This window comes from Paenibacillus sp. FSL E2-8871 (assembly GCF_038000345.1).
Classification (GTDB): domain Bacteria; phylum Bacillota; class Bacilli; order Paenibacillales; family Paenibacillaceae; genus Paenibacillus_AQ.
Map to the genome: position 1 here is coordinate 4999221 of NZ_JBBOBV010000001.1, position 18513 is coordinate 5017733.

Annotated in this window: 13 protein-coding genes; 10 read left to right on the forward strand and 3 right to left on the reverse strand. The window is 44.0% G+C overall.

The features are described from left to right. Window positions 1–243 precede the first annotated feature (243 nt). The 4 genes from NYE25_RS22665 (at window position 244) to NYE25_RS22680 (ending at window position 6059) form a co-directional block, all read left to right on the forward strand. Window positions 244–1956: an ABC transporter substrate-binding protein gene (locus NYE25_RS22665; RefSeq protein WP_341146880.1), complete on the forward strand. Its 1713-nt coding sequence runs from the start codon at window positions 244–246 to the stop codon at window positions 1954–1956. 22 nt (window positions 1957–1978) lie between these two features. Further along, complete coding sequence (locus NYE25_RS22670) at window positions 1979–2869, forward strand: ABC transporter permease (protein WP_042184236.1); 891 nt, start codon at window positions 1979–1981, stop codon at window positions 2867–2869. Window positions 2870–2887: 18 nt separating this feature from the next. Next, window positions 2888–3766 (forward strand): carbohydrate ABC transporter permease, encoded by an 879-nt coding sequence (locus NYE25_RS22675; protein ID WP_042184238.1) that lies wholly within the window; start codon window positions 2888–2890, stop codon window positions 3764–3766. 64 nt (window positions 3767–3830) lie between these two features. Next, the gene (locus NYE25_RS22680; RefSeq protein WP_341146881.1) at window positions 3831–6059 is read left to right on the forward strand and encodes an amylo-alpha-1,6-glucosidase; all 2229 of its coding nucleotides are present in this window, start codon (window positions 3831–3833) and stop codon (window positions 6057–6059) included. Between the two features lie 101 nt (window positions 6060–6160). Here NYE25_RS22680 and NYE25_RS22685 read toward each other — a convergent pair whose 3' ends face one another. Then, window positions 6161–7024: a Cof-type HAD-IIB family hydrolase gene (locus NYE25_RS22685; RefSeq protein WP_341050727.1), complete on the reverse strand. Its 864-nt coding sequence runs from the start codon at window positions 7022–7024 to the stop codon at window positions 6161–6163. A gap of 273 nt (window positions 7025–7297) precedes the next feature. Here NYE25_RS22685 and NYE25_RS22690 point away from each other — a divergent pair, with 273 nt between their 5' ends. Continuing rightward, window positions 7298–8539, forward strand: coding sequence for a DUF445 domain-containing protein (locus NYE25_RS22690; protein WP_341146882.1), 1242 nt, complete (start codon window positions 7298–7300; stop codon window positions 8537–8539). A 58-nt stretch (window positions 8540–8597) separates the two neighbouring features. On the opposite strand, the gene NYE25_RS22695 is transcribed toward NYE25_RS22690, so the two are convergent. After that, window positions 8598–9701 carry a glycosyltransferase family 4 protein gene (locus NYE25_RS22695; protein WP_341146883.1) on the reverse strand — a complete coding sequence of 368 codons (1104 nt, stop codon included), beginning with the start codon at window positions 9699–9701 and terminating at the stop codon, window positions 8598–8600. Between the two features lie 182 nt (window positions 9702–9883). On the opposite strand from NYE25_RS22695, the gene NYE25_RS22700 reads away from it, so the two are divergent. Further along, window positions 9884–10660 (forward strand): YheC/YheD family protein, encoded by a 777-nt coding sequence (locus tag NYE25_RS22700; protein WP_256716337.1) that lies wholly within the window; start codon window positions 9884–9886, stop codon window positions 10658–10660. Here the strand turns inward: NYE25_RS22700 and NYE25_RS22705 are convergent. After that, window positions 10653–11468, reverse strand: coding sequence for a hypothetical protein (locus NYE25_RS22705; RefSeq protein ID WP_341146884.1), 816 nt, complete (start codon window positions 11466–11468; stop codon window positions 10653–10655). The genes NYE25_RS22700 and NYE25_RS22705 overlap by 8 nt on opposite strands. A gap of 279 nt (window positions 11469–11747) precedes the next feature. Between NYE25_RS22705 and NYE25_RS22710 the strand changes: the two genes are divergently transcribed. The 4 genes from NYE25_RS22710 (at window position 11748) to NYE25_RS22725 (ending at window position 18427) form a co-directional block, all read left to right on the forward strand. Continuing rightward, window positions 11748–13949, forward strand: a complete 2202-nt coding sequence (locus NYE25_RS22710; protein ID WP_341146885.1) for a PAS domain S-box protein — start codon at window positions 11748–11750, stop codon at window positions 13947–13949. Beyond that, a complete protein-coding gene (locus NYE25_RS22715; protein ID WP_341146886.1) occupies window positions 13949–14572 on the forward strand; it encodes a C39 family peptidase in 624 nt (207 codons plus the stop codon). The genes NYE25_RS22710 and NYE25_RS22715 overlap by 1 nt, the downstream gene beginning before the upstream one ends. Window positions 14573–14693: 121 nt before the next feature. Then, entirely contained in the window at window positions 14694–16649 is a 1956-nt protein-coding gene (gene pulA / locus NYE25_RS22720; protein WP_341146887.1) for a type I pullulanase, read from the forward strand. A gap of 293 nt (window positions 16650–16942) precedes the next feature. Continuing rightward, window positions 16943–18427 (forward strand): glutamate synthase subunit beta, encoded by a 1485-nt coding sequence (locus tag NYE25_RS22725; RefSeq protein WP_341146888.1) that lies wholly within the window; start codon window positions 16943–16945, stop codon window positions 18425–18427. Window positions 18428–18513 lie beyond the last annotated feature (86 nt).

Genomic DNA, 18513 nt, shown 5'->3' on the forward strand with positions numbered 1-18513 from the left:
CTTTCGACATGTAGTGACATTGATATTGTAGTATAACATCTTCGACCGTAGCAATTATTCCTCGATATTATCGTTAATGATGAGTATTTATTTGTGTAAAACATAATTTTTTTGCGTTTACGATGGATAGCAATAATCTATAAACTTAAGGAAGTAACAATATAAATTTTTTTTGAAGCTGGCCGGCGCTTTGAAATCGTTTTCTAATACGAGTTTTTTTATAGAAAAAGGGAGGCTCTAATAATGAAACATAAATTGAGAAAATCAAGCTCCATAGTATTAGCATCACTATTAGCTGTTGCTATGGTAGGTTGTTCAAGTTCTAATAATTCTTCAGCATCTACCCCAAAGACAGATGCGAGTGATCCTGCATGGAAAGAAGCACAGACGACTCCATTTGGCGCCTATCCTGAAACAGTTACTTATTCTGTTGGACAAGTGGCAACGAGCTATTCAGCACTTGCAGGAACGCCTTATGAGAAAGATAATGCCACAAACAATGTGTGGACAAGATATTTCAAGGATAAGCTGAACATTCAAAATACGACCTCGTTTGAGTCCAATGATGGTACAGACTACAGTCAGAAAGTTTCGATGGCGATTGTAAGCGGTGAAATCCCTGATCTAATGGTGGTTCCTGACTACGCGACATTGCAACAGCTTTATGAGAACGATCTGATTGCAGATCTGACCGAGGTTTATGAAAATACTGCCAGCGATCGAATTAAGGAAATTTATGATTCCTACGGTGGTCGTGTTCTGGATAGCGCAAAGTTCGATGGCAAGCTGATGGCCATACCAACTACTGAAATCTCACATGGTCCTGGTATCCTCTGGCTTCGCAAAGACTGGATGGACAAGTTGGGACTTGCTGAGCCGAAATCAATGGCTGATGTCGAGAACATTATTAAGCAATTTGTAGAAAAAGATCCAGGTGGTAACGGAGCGGGTAAGACGCTAGGTCTTGTTGTCGATAATGAAAACGTTGCCGGTGTCTCTGGTGGACAATTCTCATTTAATAATATCTTTTCACTATATGGTGCGTATCCAAAACAGTGGATTGATGATGGAAGTGGAAAGGCTGTATACGGATCTGTTCAACCAGAGATGAAGCCAGCACTGACCAAGTTGTCTGAAATGTACAAGAATAACTTGATTGATCGTCAGTTTGCAGTACGTACTGGTGATGACCGCAAGGCGCTACTTACAAGCGGAAAAAGTGGGTCGTTCATGGATAACTGGTGGGGAAGCTGGACTGTGGCTGACACACTTAAGCTGAATCCAGAAGCGGAATGGGTATCTTATGTTGCCCCACAATCAGAGGATGGCTCGCTTACAATGTTCACTGGAAATCCTTCCAGCAGTTATTTGGTTGTTCGCAAAGGCTTTGAACATCCTGAACTTGCAGCCAAGCTTGTGAGTGCTCAATATGACTATCAGCGTTACCAAGAAAAAGATGAAAAAGCTTTGAAAGAATTTGAAGATTATAAGAGCATGAATGTTGGCGGATCTCCGCTCGCCATTAATATCGATTATTATGACGCTTTCTATCGTAACGTTGACATCATGAAAGAAGCATTAGAAACAGGCGATACAAGTAAATTAACTAGCAATGAGGATTTAACGGCTTATAACTCCTATAAGAAATTTCTTGATAGTAAGAAGAATGGAGAAACACCAGACTCCAATGCATGGGCTGGATATACTTCCAGTATTACGACAGCTAGTTTGGTGAAAGCCTCTAATATTAAAGAAGTGAATCCATTATTCTTTGGAAGTACATCATCCATGACGTTGAAATGGCCGACACTTACTAAAATGGAACTTGAAATGTACTTGAAGATCATTACAGGTGAGCAAACACCTGACGCATTTGATAAGTTTGTAGAAAGCTGGAATAAAACTGGCGGCGAAGTAATTACTAAGGAAGTTAACGAAGCGATAGCAACCAAATGATGTTGAAAGAGATGATCCGTAAATGAAAAATAAAAAAGATCAGACAGCATTCCATCTCATGATGGCGCCAGGCATGATTTTCCTAATTATCTTTTCGTTTATTCCAATGTTCGGTATTATAATGGCTTTTCAAAATTATGTTCCGGCTAAGGGAATGAGTGGTTCATCCTGGGTAGGTCTTGATAATTTCAAATTTATGCTCCAAATTCCTGACAGCAAACAGATTTTCAGTAATACGATCGTTATCGCGTTATGGAAAATTATCGTGGGTACTTTTACATCCATCGTGTTTGCCCTGTTATTAAATGAAATTCGGGTAAAGTTTGCTAAGCGATTCATACAGACGGTCGTTTATCTACCGAACTTCTTGTCATGGGCGATCTTAGCTACTGTAGTCATGAATATCTTCTCTTATGAAGGTCCTGTTAATGCTATGTTAAGTTGGTTTGGGATTGACCCGGTCTTGTTTATGGCCAGCAATACCTGGTTTAGACCGATGCTAGTATTAACAGATGTCTGGAAGGGTTTTGGGTACGGTTCAATCATCTACCTAGCTTCCCTGACATCCATTGATCCCGGACTTTATGAGGCGGGCTCCATTGATGGAGCCAACCGGTTTAAGAAACTGTGGCACATCACGTTGCCAGGCTTAATGCCAACTATTTTGCTGGTTACAACCTTGAACTTGCCGAATGTATTGAATGCTGGTTTTGATCAGATCTTCAATCTGTATAATCCTTTGGTGTATGAATCTTCGGATATTATTGATACCTACGTTTATCGGGTGGGTCTGGTGGAAAGACAATACAGCTTAGGTACAGCAGTTGGCCTATTACGGTCGGTCGTTGGTATCGTACTGATTCTTTCTGCGAATAAATTGGCCCAAAAACTTACGGATTATCGTATTTTCTAAAGAAAGGGGGGTTCTCCCATTTACGCATCTAACATCAAGGGTCGTATTGCAGATGTTATTATCTGGGTATTTGTTCTAGCGTTCGCCTTGTCCTGTCTCATACCGTTAGTCAATTTAGTAGCCATCTCTTTCAGTGATAATGCGGCGGCTTCCGCAAATCTAGTAAGTATATTCCCGGTTAATCCGACGTTTAGCTCCTATGAAAAATTATTGTCTGACAGCCAGTTTTGGCGTTCATTCATGATCTCTGTAGAACGGGTAGTGTTAGGTCTGCTTGTGAATATGGTACTGATGATTCTTACAGCCTATCCATTGTCTAAAAGTTCACGAGTATTCACGGGTCAGAAGGTTTATATGAATCTCGTTATCTTCGCGATGTTATTCTCAGGCGGATTGATTCCAACCTTTATGGTAGTCAAAGAGCTTAATCTTTTAGACTCCATCTGGTCATTGATCTTGCCGGGTGCAGTACCGATAGGGAATGTTATCTTGCTGATGAATGCTTTCCGCGCTGTACCGAAATCTCTAGAGGAAGCAGCGAATATAGATGGAGCTTCACAGTGGAGAATATTAGGGACAATTTATCTCCCAATAGTATTGCCTACGCTTGCCACCGTTACGCTCTTTACTATTGTGGGCCATTGGAATGATTACTTTGGTGCCCTGGTTTATATTAATAAGACGGCGAATTATCCATTGCAAACCTATATCCAACAGCTTAGCGTTGAGGTTCAGAACATTACGGATCCTGAAAAATTATTGGAATTAGCAAAAGTTTCGAATAAGACTTTGAACGCTGCTAAAATCGTAGTTTCTACGCTACCATTGTTGTTGATTTATCCGTTTATGCAAAAGTATTTCGTATCAGGGATTGTCGTTGGTTCGGTTAAAGAATAAATATTAGTAGACAGCCGCTATGAAGCTTCATAGCGGCCTACTATTTTCAAGTAGGAGGCTTACAATGAATAGTAATCAAGTTCATACATCAATTCTGGATGACATGAAGACATTTGTCTCTCAAGAAGCCAATCGGAGTATTTCATTTACGAATAAAGAGGCAGCATTTTATTTTACGCAATCCCATCATACGGATCATGTGGAACATGCATTTTTTGAGGGACTTAATATTGCTAAGAATAGAATTTTCGGTGGATACACCTTATTCGTAGGTGAACAGAAGCTAGACAATCGACAAGCTGAAGTTTGGGCCTATCCTTATAAAATGGTGCGTAAGCACGCCGATCTTACAGAAGAGCTGTGGTTGTTGGATTATCATAATCTATTAGAAATTAGTCTCGCTAATGCTAAGGAAGACATAGGCATCGTTTTAAGGGGAGAGAATGTTAGCTATATAAACCAACAGGATCATCTCGCGTTCTTTAGCGCTATCGAGGGAGATTGGGTGATTGCAGTTAGTGCTATCAACCTTTCACCTTTGCATATGGATAATGAAGTTCTAATTGCCGATGCAAACGCTGGGGGTTATTATATCGCTGCAGGTAAGACATCCGAAGAAGCAGCAAGCTTAATCCTTAAAGCTAGACAAGATATTAGTACTTTGAAAGATGAACGTGTTAAGCGGATGGAAGATTTCTTACACCATAATGCCCATCTAACCAGCAGTGATGATACGTTTACTTTAGCCATGAATTGGTTGAACATCACAATGGATCAGTTGGTTACTAGACAGCAGGGTGATGGTATCTATGCAGGACTACCATGGTTTAACGAATATTGGGGACGGGATCAATTCATAGCTCTTCCAGGCGCTGTGCTCGTTACAGGGCAATTCGAAACGGCTAGAAATATCTTGCTATCATTCGCAGAGTTTCAGAATATGGACGAAGATTCTAAATACTTTGGTAGAATTCCAAATATCTTGTCTCCTGGAAAAGTGGATTACCATACAACGGATGGTACGCCGCGATTCATTATCCAGTTGCAGGATTACGTTAAGTATTCAGGAGATACAGCGATCATTAAAGAGCTGTATCACAATGTACAATATAGTATTGAAGGTTCCATAAAATATTGGGTAGATGATAAAGGGTACTTGAAGCACGCAGATAATGAAACTTGGATGGATGCCCGGGATGGCAATTTGGAGTCATATTCTCCTCGGGATACCCGTGCCAACGATATTCAAGCACTCTGGTATAACCAATTGCTTGCTGGTGTTTACTTTGCTGAATATATGAATGACAAGGTGAATGCTGATAAATGGAAGGGCATTGCTGAAACCTTGAAGCGCCATTTTGAGGTCGATTTCATTGATCAAGCGCATCCTTATTTAGCAGACAGACTGGATGCAGAAGATAAGCCGGAATTCTCCCTGCGCCCAAACCAGTTATTTGCATTTGAAATGTTTGATGATAATGATTTTAAGGCTAGAGCGATTCGTACCGCGTGGGAAGAGTTGGTCTATCCATGGGGTGTTGCTTCGCTAGATAGACATCATCCATTGTTTCGTCCGTTTCATTTAACATCTCATTATCCGAAAGACGAGGCTTACCATAACGGTGCAGTTTGGATTTGGCTTAATGGTATTGCGATGCAGCGTATGATTGAAACGGGGCAGGAAGAAACGGCCTATCAGCTATTCAAGAATATGAACTGGCAGGCCTTGAATTTAGGTGTTGTTGGTGGACTTTGTGAGAATATGGATGCTTATCCAGAGGAAGGTGAGAGCTGGGCGAAGTTGACGGGTGCATACCTGCAAGCTTGGTCCAATGCTGAGCACCTGCGTGTGTGGTACCAATATTTCTTAGGTATCCGTCCAGACCTGATTAACAATACACTGACAATTGCTCCAAGAATTCCGCAACAGCTTGAATCCTTGGCCTATAATGTGAACATAGGAAAGGGACAGATCGAAGCCACGTATAACCGTGGACTTGAAATCACTTACGCCTATACATTCAAGAATGTGGGACTGGAAGTTATCATCGATATGTCTCCTTTCGAAACGGTATCGCTTGAAGTTAAGCCCAATATGGAGCTGGTTGTAAGACAAGATGATCATACACTGGCAGTTACCTTATATGATGAGAATCGTCAAATGCTCAAGGAGATTCAGTCAGGGCTATCCGAATCACGTGTTATGCACAATAAGCGGAATAACGAGTTATTAAAAGACGTTGAGTTTGCCAAGCCATTGAGCTTGGACAATCATCCTTATATAAAGCTGTAGCTATAATTAGTTAAGACAATCTTAAAAAAACCTCTAACCCATCCTCAGGATGATGTTAGAGGTTATTTTGGCTGTTTATGATTTAAGCCAGGCATGTTGGTTCAGAATTTAGCCATAAGATGCTCAAGTCCTGCTGCCACTCCATCTTCCCCATTACTGACGGTAACAAATTCAGCCATTTCCTTTAGAACCGGTGCTGCATTAGCCATGGCAATCCGGTAGCCGGCCCTCTCGAACATCGGTTGATCATTATAGCTGTCACCCATTACGGCTACATCTGTTAGCGGGATGCCATAGTGGGCGGCGAGCATAGCTACACCGGAGCCTTTGTTGGCGTCCTCATGGTTAATTTCGATATTATTGACATGGGAGGCTGTAATAATGAGGCCAGGGATCGCGGCGAAGCGGGTGGAGGCTTCTTTGAGCAGTTCCCGGTCTAGAGAAAAGGCTAATGTTTTATAAATGACGTTTTCTTCTTTACTCCAGATCTCTTCCATGCTTTCGACGTAAGTTACAGCCGCTTGTTGAAACTGCTGATCGATCATTGCTTTTAGCAGCCAGCTGACTTCCTCAGGTACTTCTTCTTCACTTAGTGCAGATAGTTTCTCTAATCTTACCCGTTTATTGAGTTCCACATATACGTTGTCCTCTGTGTATACCTCGTAATACAAATCCGGAATTTCATTCATCCAGCGTAACGCAGGAATGATATCTTCTTTATTCAGCGGTTTACTTGCTGCGAGCGTGTGGTCAGACAATGTAACCACTGCGCCATTCAGACTGACTACAGGGCATTCCAGATCTGCCAGCCGCAGCTGTCGTTCCGCATCCATAAAAGAGCGTCCCGTAGCAATAATTACGATATGACCTAAATTTTGAGCCTTTATAATCGCCTCGCGGTTCTTTGGGCTAATTTGTCCTTCTTCGTTCAGCAATGTTCCATCCATATCTAAAGCAATCAGCATAGTGTATGATCTCCTTATCCAGTCATAGTTGTCCCCTTCGCGGGCCAGTGAGAACGTTACTTGTATCTTATCATTAATATTCTGAAAACCAAAAACACCTTTTCATTCCTAGTCTAATCGTATATTTTCAGAAAATAGTTCAGTCGTGGTACAATAGTTGTTAAACTAATCGACTAGCCGAGTCTATCGTCAGTTCATGTTCGTGGGACGTGATCCGTCGGTATTTTTCCTGCGTAAGGACATCGGCAGCTGTGTATGTAAGGGGGACTAATCGTGAGATCCAAAAACTTGGCCACCATGTCACTAGCTTTTATGGCATGTGGGTTTCTGATTACACTATTTCTACCTGAAAATCTCGCTGTAATTCTACTAAGAGGTGGCTTTGAGGCTGGGCTGGTTGGGGGGATTGCCGACTGGTTCGCGGTAACCGCGTTATTCCGCCATCCGCTCGGGCTGCGTATTCCACATACCTCACTGCTGCTCAAGAATCGGGATAAGATTATTCAGTCGTTAATTACCGCTATGGAGACTGAGCTGCTGAACAAAGAGAGTATTGAGAACAAGCTGCGCAAGTTTGGCATTATGTCTATGAGTTCCAAGCTGCTGACGAAGTTCTTTAGCAAGAAGAAGGCGAGAGCCCAGATCCTAGAGCAACTTAGCGAATTCGTGTCACGTCTTCCGGTAGAGAAAGCTGTACCTTTTCTTCAAAAGGCAGCCTCTGACTATATTCGTGAAGCGGAGCTTGGAGTTGCGGCTGATAAGATTGTCACTAAATTAATGAACGATGGAAAAGATGTAGCGGCTCTGGATTATGCGCTGGAAGGGGTATCTAACTGGAGCGGTCGTCCTGAAACGAAAGCTATGCTGGGTAAGATCGCCAGTGAGAAACTGGCTGAAGTAAAGCTTGGTGGACTGAAAGGGATGGCTTTTCAGGCTTTCGTTGGATTCATGGATGCGGATATGCTTGGTGAAATGCTGCAAGGCATGCTGCAGTCCGGTATTCGCGATTTTCGTGAAGAGGATAGCCCATATCGTGAAGAGATCATCCGGGAAATTCGGGTGGCGTTGTTCCAGATTGTTAATGATGAGGCTAGAATGACTTCTGTGAAAGAATGGGCACTACAAGAGCTTGAGGGAGAAGCAGTAACTACTTTTCTGCATACTCAATTGGAGAACGTACGTAGTAAGGCACTCTCCTTATTAGAAGAGGACCGGGCAGCTGGCGGACGAAAACTATTTGCACTATACACCCTTCTTATGCGCCGTATTAGTAAGGAACAAGAGTGGATCGGTAGCTGGGAGGAGCGGATTCGCGCTTCATTGATTGCATTTGTAGAGGCTAACCACTTCCGAATCGGTCTTTTGGTGAAGGAGAATCTGGATAGCATGGACGATGCTAGTCTAGTGAATATGCTGGAGGATAAAGTAGGTAAAGATCTTCAGTGGATTCGTGTGAACGGTGCCTTATGCGGTTTTGTTGTAGGGCTTGTACTTACGGTTGTTCAATTTATTTAAATCAAAGTAGTCCGTCTCCAGTGAATGGAGGCGGACTACTTTTTTATGTTTGTAGGGTCTATCGCTGTAGTAAGGCAGCTTGATAAAGTCGCTCCAAATCAGTTGCTGTACGTTGCCAATTGAAGGCTTCAAGCGCATCCGCTCGTCCTTGTTTCCCAATGGTTGCTGCTACCTCCGGATTCCGGCCTAGTCGCAGCAAATCTCTAGCAAAGGGCAAGGCCTCGCGATATCGTTCCACCAGATATCCGTTATGACCGGAGTCGATAATCTCACGGATACCGCCATTGCTAGAAGCGATTACCGGTAGTCCTGAGGCCATGGCCTCTACATTAACAAGCCCAAAGGATTCATGATTCTGAGAAGGACATACGAAGCAGTCGGCTGCTTGATAAAGGGTATGGATATCCTCATGAGCTACATTTCCAAGGAAGGAGACGGATACGCCTAGTCGCCGTGCAAGCAGCTTCAGCTGTCGCAAATATGATGGTTTCCCTTTGCCTGCAATTACAAGATGAGCGGGAAGGTGCTTATTTAAGTGGTACATAGCACGTATCAATACGGGCACCCCTTTGCGGGGAATGACTCGACCGACGAATAAGACGGTAAAGACCCTCGGGAGTCTGTAAAGTTTGCGAAGATGGTATTTTTCCTGTAGCGCTACAGGAGTGAATCGATCAAGATCTGCTCCGAGCAGGACAATACGGATTTCATTGTTTAATTGAGGGAAGCGACGGGTTAGTCTTCGCTGTAGAGAGTGGCTGTTCGCAATAATCAGATCTGCTCTAGCCAAGGCTCTAGCAGTCTTAACTGTGTCCGGTGTGAATGTAAGAGAATGCAGAAATAGAAATACCGGAAGATGAGGGAGCCGTTTCTTTACAGCAGACATAAGATGGGGGCGATTATCGACCTGAACGATATCAAATGACTCATTCTGAATGTAGTCTAATACCGAAGTACGATAATGAACGGGAGTACTTGCGGGCAACCGAATGATTCTGACCCGCTCCAATATGGAAGCATCGGGCAGTCCCGGCACTTTGCGGCTCACAATGGTAACCTTATGTTTCTCAGCCAGCCTTCTGGCAATGGCCCAAATGCAGATTTCTACTGACCCGTCTCCTGGAAACGGGAGACGTTCCGGCGCAATAATACAAATATGCATGGTTCATGCCTCCTCTGATCCGCTAATGGTTATCCTCTTCCCACCATATGCAGCTTGAGTATCTGGAGATACATCTGAGAGCGGAGAGGGCGTTCAACCCATTCCATTCATATAGTCGGAGCATAAAATACTAAGGTTAAGCAAGGCTGTGATCATTATTTGAATGACAGGGGAGAGGGCAATTGGGAACAAAGTTAAAGTCTGCGTTGACCAGCAAATGGATTAAAACCAAGGTACTCATGCAAAGTTCCGAGATTTCACCGCTCATTCCAGAAACAGTGAAGTTTAGTAAAGCAAACTTAAGAACGATGCTCTTGAAATATGGGATGATTTACGTTAAGCCGGAACATGGCACCTATGGTAATGGTGTAATGAAGGTTGAACAGAGTAAGGATTCTCATGGAACAGAATACAAATACCAAAGTGGAACAAAGATAAAAACCTTTGGAGCCTATGACACCTTTTATTCATCCCTTAAGAAAGCGACACGCGGACGCAGTTACTTGATTCAGAGAGGGATTGTTTTGCTAAAGCACGGAAAGCATCGTTTTGATATCCGTGTGATGGTCCAGCTCAGTCCGCGTGGCAAATGGGAAACTACCGGATTGATTGGCCGAGTAGCTGAGAAAGGCAAGATTGTTACCAATTATCATAACGGTGGCACACTAATGTCTATGGAGAAGCTGCTGTCGCCTTATTTGAACGATGCTCAGCAAGCTCAGATGCTTAAGATATTGCGAAAGCTAGGTGAGGATACCGGACGTTTCTACCATAAGAAATATCCTGGCTTTAAACAGATTGGTGTAGATGTAGGATTAGATAACCACATGACGCCTTGGATTATTGAAGTGAATACGAGTCCAGATCCATATATTTTCAAACATCTTTCTAATAAAAGCATGTACCGCAAAGTGATGGCTTACCGCAGAGCAAATGAGAAGAAGAAGTCCGCTAACTGATTTGCTTCTTCGTATTCGCAATAACAAGGGAAACCTTTTGTTCGAGCTCAATTATTTTTTGCTTATGGGTTGCGATCTGACGGTAGCCGGAGACCAGGGCAGCTAAGGACTGGGTGGTTAGGGTAAGGTTTTGTTTGCGAATCGCTGCTTTAAAGTCAGTCCAATCTGCTGAGACACGTTTGTTTAACGAGGTGATCACGCTCTTGTTAGATTTGATCGTGATTTGAGGACTTTCAATGCCAGACAAGGTTTTACGAGCTTCGGCTATCTTTTGGGAACGTTTCTTTTTCGCGGCGTTCAGCTGATTCTGCTTGTCACTGATCTCTTGGCGTGCCAACTGAACCAAGATCTTCATAGCATCACCTTGGGCACGCAGTACGGTATTCAAGGTCTTATCCTTAAGTGACTTGGCGATACTAATTCGCTTGTTAAGTGCACTATACTGGTCAAATAAGGGCTGATAGCGCTGCTTGCTACTCTTAACGGAGGCCTCCAATCGGGTCACTGCTTCAAGATCAATCCCTTTAATTTGTTGACGAACCACAACTAGCGATTGCTCATTATTGTAGTGAAGGATTCGGATTTGCTCCTCGCGCTGATCATACTGCAGCTTTAAGGTGGATAAATCATTGTAAAGAGAAGTCAGCTTAACCCTGGCAGGACCATCTGCCGTTGCGGCCGTCAGATCAAAAGCCGCTTTAACAGAGGGGGTTATTTCTGTTGTAGATGCAGCAATAGCTCCTGATGATGTGCTTAGCAGTAGCAGGATCGTAAGCAGTAGTAAGGGCAATGACTTAAATATTTTCATTTATTCTCCTCCTATTGTCGTTACCTAATGGCAACAAAAAAAGCACCCGTAGCAAAGGCAAAAGCCTTTATTACGGGTGCTTCCAGCGTAATAGGTTACGAACGATATTATTATGTTTAATAATAGTTTGCCTCAGGCCATCCAGTCAATATTTAAAATTAAACTATTCCCTATTCAAAATAATACGCAGGGCATTTCTATACTCACTTCTCTTATCGTATACTGAACTTAGGATGGAATAAAGGATGCAACGTTCGCAACAAAGGAGGTCTGGCGTAGATGGATAACGCGGTAGAATATAGCACAGTGTTGGAACATGCATTTATGAGGTCCCCAGAGGGAATAGCCGTACTGTCTTTAAATGATGGTAAGGGCAACTGGCTGAAGGTCAATCCGGCTTTTTGCAATTTACTTGGCTTTACGGAAGCTGAGTTTCTTGCTGGGGCTATTTTTGTAGAAATGGAAAATAGACAGAAGTCTTCGAAAGAGCTTTCCTATAGATTGGTGATGGATGAGCTTCAGAATTCTCCAGCAGGAAGCTGGAAGAAGGAAGAATGCTTTCACAAAGGGGATCAACCGGTATGGCTTTCCCTGACATTCTCAGGATTTGGAACAGCAGGACAAGCCCCTTCGTGTATTATTGTGTACGCCGAAGATATTACAGACCGAAAGATTGCAGACCAACAAATGGCAGATCAACGAGATCTAGAGGAACAGATTTATCAAAGTGAACGTAATTATAGATTGATTTCCGAGAATTCGCTGGATTTAATCTCGCGTCATGCAGTTGAAGAGCGCAAACAGTTCGAATTCAAGCTTCAGGAGAATGAACAGCGCTATAAATCCTTATTTGAATATAATCCCTCTGCTGTGTACTCAATGAATTTACAAGGGGATTATTTAACAGCCAATGCGAATCTGGAGAAGCTGACCGGGTATTCGCTGGAAGAACTGATCGGAATGTACTTTGGTCCCGTTGTGCATGAGAAGGATATGGAGAAGACGCTGTATCATTTTAACTTAGCTGCTAAGGGCTATCCCCAAAGCTATGATCTGACGCTTATTCATAAAGAAGGCCATCTTGTAGAGATTAATACCACTAATATTCCGATCATTGTAGACGATCAAGTGGTTGGTGTATATGGTATTTCCCGTGACATTACGGAACGTATAAGATATACAGAACAAATTGAGAAGCTAAGCAATGAGTACACCCTTATATTAAATGCAGTATCTGAGGGTATTTTTGGACTCGATATGGAGGAGAAGGTGACCTTCATCAACCCTGCAGGTTTGCATATGCTCGGCTATGAACATGATGAGATCATGGGTCATACCTATCTAGATCATATTCAGCAGACAGCGCTTGATGGGATCCATTACCGACCAGAGGAGTCGCCACTTATCAAAGCCATTAGGTCAGGGGGATCTTACCAGAGCAAGGATGCAGTCTTATGGCGTAAAGATGGTACAAGCTTTCTTGCGGAGTACCAAGTAACCCCTCTTTTTGATAAAGGTGAACCTAAGGGTGTTGTAGTCGTGTTCAGGGATATTACAGATGAGAAGGAGATCATTCGGGCGAAGGAATCTGCGGAAAAAGCAGACCAGGCTAAATCAGAGTTTCTAGCCATTATGAGTCATGAAATACGCACGCCTATGAACGGCATTGTGGGGATGACTGATCTGCTTGCAGAGACGGAACTAGATGAAGAACAACGTGAGTACACAAATATTATTAAGGAGAGCAGTAGCTCTCTTCTATATATTCTTAATGAAATTCTCGATTACAGTAAAATTGAGGCCGGAAAAATGATGATCGTACATGAGCCCGTGCATCTTCGAGAGGTACTGGACAGTGTAACGGATCTATTTATGGCTAAGGCTTTGGAAAAAAATCTTGAGCTGTCTTACAGCATGGCACCAGGAGTTCCTACGTTCATTATGGGAGATGCAGGACGATTACGTCAGGTATTGGTTAATCTGGTCAGCAATGCGATTAAATTTACTGACCAAGGTAATGTCTGTATTTATGTGGAGCAGAAATTGTCCGTGGTTTCAAAGAAATCGACTTTGAAGTTTAATGTCAGAGACACGGGGATAGGTATTCCTTTTGAAAAGCAGCATCAGTTGTTTCAATCATTCTACCAGCTGCACTCCTCGTTTAATCGTAAGTATGCCGGGACGGGTTTAGGACTAGCCATTTGCAAGAAGCTTGTCGAGCTGATGGGCGGAGCCATTGCGGTGGAGAGTAGCGAAGGAAACGGCTCTAATTTCTATTTCACGCTACAGATTAATCCTGAAAGTAAATATGAGGGCGATGAGGAAGATATTGCTCAGGCTGAGCAGAAGCCCGCACAGGAAATGGAATCACGATCTAATTCAGAGGGATCTATGGATGTCGGTGAAAATGTGATTTTACTTCCGGAAGGCCCTGCCCTTTCAGCTTCTAAGCCGAACTCTTCAAAGGGAGAACCATCCTGATGAGGCATAGAAACTCCAGTCTCAGTAACAAACTATCGGTAGATCCATACACACAGTGGGAGGCTGGGGTTTCATCCCCGTCTTCTGCATGTGGACCAGCTACGCTGGCAGCTTTAACCGAGTATTGGAATACCCAGCTAGGAATGGACTTTATTCGTGGCAAAGGTCATTTTCACTCTAAAGCAGCTCATATTAATTACATATACAGTCATCACGGAGGTACCCCTTTGGGGATGAGTACACGTAGTTTTGTAAAGGGGATCACAGCTTATATCCACTCTTCAACCTCGCCAAAAGGGGGACATAAGCTTTCTGTCTCTACTTTTAACGATTTTGATGTGTATAAAGTGGAGATTGATGCAGGTCGGCCAGTAGCTGTTAAATTTGATAAATGGTTTAATTTTCGGTGGAGAGGGAATTTTGCTTACGATTACCATTGGGTATTAGGAATAGGATATGAAGTACCTGATAACGGGGATCTTCCAATCCTCATCGTTCAGGATAATGGTGTGAGGTATAAGGATGGAAGGATTGCACTTTGTAAAGAACGCCGCATCCCATATTATGCAAATAAAGACATCATTACAATGGTGGGAATGAATATCATAGAAACGCCTAGTTAATCGTGATTTAGCTATGCAATTACCCTGGAAAAATGATCTGGTTATTTTGAGTCCAAACGTTTGCACAAATTCGAGGATCATACTATAATCCAGTTAATAACTGGAAAAGGGGATAGGTGCTTTGTCCGTACAAAAGGAAATGAAGGAACCGATTTATTATGGTGATCCTGCGACTACTAGAGGGATTTCCGTATTCGCTCAGGAGTTTGATCAGTTGTTTAGTTATGATGGGGATGATCTCGGACTTACATATTCATCGGCCTGTTCATCATTTTGCTTGTGGGCCCCTACGGCTCAGGAGGCAGAGCTAGTAATTTATGATTCATGGCAGGGAGCTGCGGGGTCCAAATATGCTATGATTCGCGATATTCGGGGAACGTGGAGAGCTACGGTTGACGGTGATTTAGATGGCAAGTTCTATACCTACCGAGTGCGTCTAGGTGAACAGTGGAATGAAGCAGCTGATCCTTACGCGCGTGCTGTCGGCGTGAATGGGGACAGAGGTGCTATTCTAGATTTGCGCAAGACGGACCCTGAGCGGTGGACGGAAGATAAGCCGTCGTTTGAGGATCCTGTAGACGCTATTATTTATGAGCTTCATTTGCGTGACTTATCCATTCATCCAGCAAGCGGTATGGCTCATAAGGGTCAATATCTCGCTTTGGCGGAAGAAGGAACCCGCGGACCAGAGGGCATTCTCACCGGACTCGATCATATCGCAGATCTCGGTGTAACCCACGTGCAGCTATTGCCTATTTATGATTATTCTACAGAGAGTGTAGATGAGACGAAGCTGGATGAGCCTCATTTTAACTGGGGTTATGATCCGAAGAACTACAATGCTCCTGAAGGCTCCTATGCTACGGATCCTTATGTGCCCGGACTACGTATTCAAGAACTAAAAACAATGATTCAAGCGCTTCATGATCGTGGACTCCGCGTCATTATGGATGTTGTTTACAACCATGTGTACGACGGATATCGCGTGAATTTCACTAAACTGGTTCCTGGCTATTATTTGCGTTATAAACAAGACGGAAGCCTGTCGAATGGCTCTGGCTGTGGGAATGACGTGGCTACAGAACGCTTGATGATGTCCCGCTTCATTGTGGAGTCCGTGGTCTATTGGGCTAAAGAATACCATATCGACGGCTTCCGCTTTGATTTGATGGGCTTGATGGATGTCGATACGATGCGGGAAACCCGGCGGCGTCTGGATGGAATAGATCCGTCTATCATGACGATCGGTGAAGGCTGGATGATGGGGACTGAGCTACCGATGGAACGGCTCGCTCATCAGAAGAATGCCTCCCTTATGCCGGGAATCGGACATTTTAATGATGATTTCAGGGATGCTATTAAAGGAAATATCTTTTTGTACGATCAGCCGGGCTTCATCAGTGGAATGATGGGTCTGGAGCCTGCGATCAAGGCGGGGATTGCGGGAGGAATTGACTTCAGCCCAGGAATTAAGCAATTTGCCGAGGAGCCTCAGCAAAACGTTAATTATGTGGAGTGTCATGATAATCATACCTTATGGGATAAAATCGTATTATCCACCGAGGGTGAGACGGTTACTCAGCGCCGTTCCATGCACAGACTAGCTTCTGCGATAGTGTTCATGAGTCAGGGGATTCCTTTTATCCATGCAGGGCAGGAGTTTATGCGTACGAAGGACGGGGTGGAGAACAGCTATAAATCTTCGGTCGAGATCAATCGTATGGACTGGGAATTGTGCGCCGCGCATCAGGAAGATGTGGCGTATATGAAACAGTTAATCGAATTGCGTAAAGCTCACCCGGCCTTCCGTATGCGAACAGCAGCTGACATTCGGAACCATTTGGTTTTTGAAAAAGCACCGGCAAGTGCAGTAGCTTACACGCTACGTGGCCATGCTGGAGGAGATGCAGCGAAGCATATTTATGTTCTTTTTAATGCGAATGCTGAACAGACCACTGTGGTTCTGCCGCAGCTTGGAGCATGGAAGACCATCTTCGGGGCTGATCTTACGCAGGAGCTGACTGGAAATAAGCTAACTGTAAATGGGATTGGGACAGTAGTCCTGACGGCGAAATAATTAGTCTTTTACAAGATCATTATTGAAAAGCATGCGGAGTAACGTACTTTAATCAGGTACAGTACACTGTGTGCTTTTTTTGTTTTTCCATTTTCTTAATTTGATTGTTTCATTTTACATAAAAAGGTGACATTACTCATTTTCGATGATGATATTGGATGTTAATATGAAAGCATTTACTTTGGCGCTTTAGAGTGGCATAGGCTTGGCAGCAGACAAACATAGCGCGTACTTTTCTTTTTAAAGGTTTAGGAAGTATGTATCTGTGGGGATATTTAGAGAGGATGAGAGAGATGGGGAAAGCAACCGGGTTTTTGGAATTTGAACGGCAGACGCCTTCGGAGTGTGAGGCGCTGGAGCGGATTAAGAATTGGGATGAATTCACGATTCCTATGGATGAAGAGAATCTGCGCGAGCAAGGCGCACGTTGTATGGACTGTGGTACGCCATTTTGTCATGTAGGACGTCTGTTGTCTGGTATGGCTTCCGGCTGCCCTCTGCACAACTTGATTCCTGAATGGAATGATATGGTTTATCGTGGGAACTGGGAGGTTGCACTGAAACGTCTGCATAAGACCAATAACTTCCCTGAATTTACTGGACGTGTGTGTCCGGCACCTTGTGAAGGTTCTTGTACAGTAGGGATGAACGGCAAGCCCGTAACGATAAAGTCGATTGAAAAGTCGATTGTAGATAGAGGTTTTGAAGAAGGTTGGATTGTTCCTGAGCCACCGCTTACTCGCACAGGTAAAAAGGTAGCTGTAGTGGGCTCGGGTCCAGCAGGTCTTGCCTGTGCAGCTCAGCTTAACAAAGCGGGGCATACGGTGACCGTGTATGAACGGGCAGATCGGATTGGTGGTTTGTTGATGTATGGTATTCCGAACATGAAGCTGGATAAGAAGACGGTTCAGCGCCGAGTAGACCTGCTCGCGGCTGAAGGCATTACATTCGTAACTCGTACAGAGATTGGGAGAGATATCTCGGCGTCACAACTCAAGGCGGAGCACGATGCTGTTATCTTGTGTGGCGGGTCTACGCAGGCACGAGAGCTTCCTATAGAGGGTCGTGAGCTGCGGGGCATTCATCAGGCGATGAAGTTCCTGACACTGAATACTAAGAGCTTACTGGATTCAGAGCTTGCTGATAGCGAATACTTGTCTGCGGCAGATAAGGATGTAGTTGTAATCGGTGGCGGGGATACTGGCACAGACTGTGTAGCTACGTCGATCCGCCATGGCTGTCGTAGTGTGATCCAGCTTGAGATTATGCCACAAGCTCCACTGACCCGTCAGCCTAGCAATCCGTGGCCAGAATGGCCAAAGGTTCTTAAGGTGGACTATGGCCAAAAAGAAGCGGCTTCACTGTATAAGGAAGATCCACGTCGTTATCTCGTTTCGACGAAACGTTTTGTTGGTGACGATGGTGGACATGTGCAGGAGCTGCATACTGTGCGCATTGAGTGGACTCGCAATGAACAGGGACGGATAGTTCCGGTTGAAGTACCAGGCAGTGAAGAAGTTCTAAAGGCACAGCTGGTACTACTCGCATTAGGATTCACAGGGCCCGAAGAGATTGTGCTAGGTGAGCTTGGGGTGGCACGTGATGAGCGCGGAAATGCCAAGGCGGAGTTCGGAGCACAAGCGACCAATGTAGAGGCGGTATTCACAGCAGGTGATATGCGCCGCGGACAAAGCCTTGTAGTCTGGGCCATTAATGAGGGGCGTCAGACAGCCCGCGAAGTGGACCGATTCTTGATGGGATCATCGAATTTGCCGTAAGAATAGAGGCATATAGGGCAGGGCGTTCCTTTTGGAGGAACGTCCGCTTTTGCGTTGTTTGCCTATTCAAGGTTAAAATTGAAACC

Bases quoted from the DNA above. Each gene is read 5' to 3' on its own strand.
- NYE25_RS22705 (WP_341146884.1), bottom strand. From the start codon at position 11,468: ATGAAAATATTTAAGTCATTGCCCTTACTACTGCTTACGATCCTGCTA.
- NYE25_RS22680 (WP_341146881.1), top strand. From the start codon at position 3,831: ATGAATAGTAATCAAGTTCATACATCAATTCTGGATGACATGAAGACA.
- NYE25_RS22685 (WP_341050727.1), bottom strand. From the start codon at position 7,024: ATGCTGATTGCTTTAGATATGGATGGAACATTGCTGAACGAAGAAGGA.
- NYE25_RS22665 (WP_341146880.1), top strand. From the start codon at position 244: ATGAAACATAAATTGAGAAAATCAAGCTCCATAGTATTAGCATCACTA.
- NYE25_RS22695 (WP_341146883.1), bottom strand. From the start codon at position 9,701: ATGCATATTTGTATTATTGCGCCGGAACGTCTCCCGTTTCCAGGAGAC.
- NYE25_RS22725 (WP_341146888.1), top strand. From the start codon at position 16,943: ATGGGGAAAGCAACCGGGTTTTTGGAATTTGAACGGCAGACGCCTTCG.
- NYE25_RS22670 (WP_042184236.1), top strand. From the start codon at position 1,979: ATGAAAAATAAAAAAGATCAGACAGCATTCCATCTCATGATGGCGCCA.
- NYE25_RS22715 (WP_341146886.1), top strand. From the start codon at position 13,949: ATGAGGCATAGAAACTCCAGTCTCAGTAACAAACTATCGGTAGATCCA.
- NYE25_RS22710 (WP_341146885.1), top strand. From the start codon at position 11,748: ATGGATAACGCGGTAGAATATAGCACAGTGTTGGAACATGCATTTATG.